1 pseudogene is annotated in these 1264 nt (G+C 63.8%); it reads left to right on the top strand.

Annotation, left to right across the window (positions count from 1 at the left end):
* Nucleotides 1-86 precede the first annotated feature (86 nt).
* Nucleotides 87-1264, top strand: a pseudogene (locus MBSD_RS01895) (IS256 family transposase); the annotation flags it as partial.

The following is a 1264-nucleotide window of genomic DNA, read 5'->3' on the forward strand; positions in this document are numbered from 1 at the left end:
GAGTCTGTAATTTGAACTGTGTAACTGCCCTTTGAGACGATGCGGCTTGGCCGCGAGGAGCAGTGACATTGGACTTGAACAAGGCGATGCTGGACGAGCTGACGGCGGACTGCAAGACCCCACAGGACGTGGAGAAGCTGTATTCGCAGATGCTGCAGCACATGATCAACCGCTCACTGGAGGCGGAGATGCAGGCGCATCTGGGCCACGAGCGGCACAGTCGATCCGGCGGCAATGTCCGCAACGGCAAGAGCCGCAAGGCGGTGCAGAGTGCGGTGGGCGAGCTGATGGTTGAGACCCCGCGCGACCGCGAGGGTACGTTCGAGCCGCAGTTGGTGAAGAAGCGCCAAGTGCGGCTGGCCGGGATGGAAGAGAAGATCCTGACCCTGTACGCCAAGGGCATGACGACGCGGGACATCGAGTCGGCGCTGGTCGATCTGTACGGAGTGACGATCTCGCACAGCCTGATCGCACAGGTGACCGACGCGGTGCTGGACGAGGCGCGGGCCTGGCAGGCTCGGCCGCTGGAGGCGATCTACCCGATCGTGTGGCTGGACGGGATCGTGGTGAAGGTGCAGCAGAACAAGCAGGTGATCAACAAGTCGGCGCACGTGGTGCTGGGGGTGAACCTGCGCGGCGAGAAGGAGGTGCTCGGGCTATGGCTGGCCGAGAACGAGGGCGCCAAGTTCTGGCTGTCGGTGCTGACCGAGTTGCGTCAGCGCGGGGTGCAGGACATCTACATCGCCAGCATGGACGGGCTGAAGGGACTGCCCGAGGCGGTGAACGCGGTGTTTCCGAAGACGCTGACGCAGTTGTGCATCGTGCACCTGGTGCGGGCCAGCCTGCGCTACGTCAACGCCAAGGACAGCAAGGCGATCGTGGCCGCACTCAAGCGCCTTTACCAGTCGGCGACGGCCGAAGAAGCGGCGGCGGAGCTGGATGCCTTCGAGGCCGAGTGGGGCGGCAGGTATCGCGCGGTGGTGCGGCTGTGGCGAGGCAACTGGGACAACATCATCCCGTTCTTCCAGTTCCTGCCGGAGATCCGCAAGGTGATCTACACGACCAACGCCATCGAGTCGTTGAACATGGTGATGCGCAAGCTCACGCGCAACCGGCGGATCTTCCCGAACGATGAGTCGGCGCTGAAGGCACTGTTCCTGGCGGTGCGGGAAGCGTCGAAGAATTGGAAGTCGATCCATCACTGGAAGCCGGCCCTGCAGAGCTTCCAGGTGATGTCGGCGAGGAGCGCGTGCCGCTGGGCGCG

The organism is Mizugakiibacter sediminis (assembly GCF_000953855.2).
Classification (GTDB): Bacteria; Pseudomonadota; Gammaproteobacteria; order Xanthomonadales; family Rhodanobacteraceae; genus Mizugakiibacter; species Mizugakiibacter sediminis.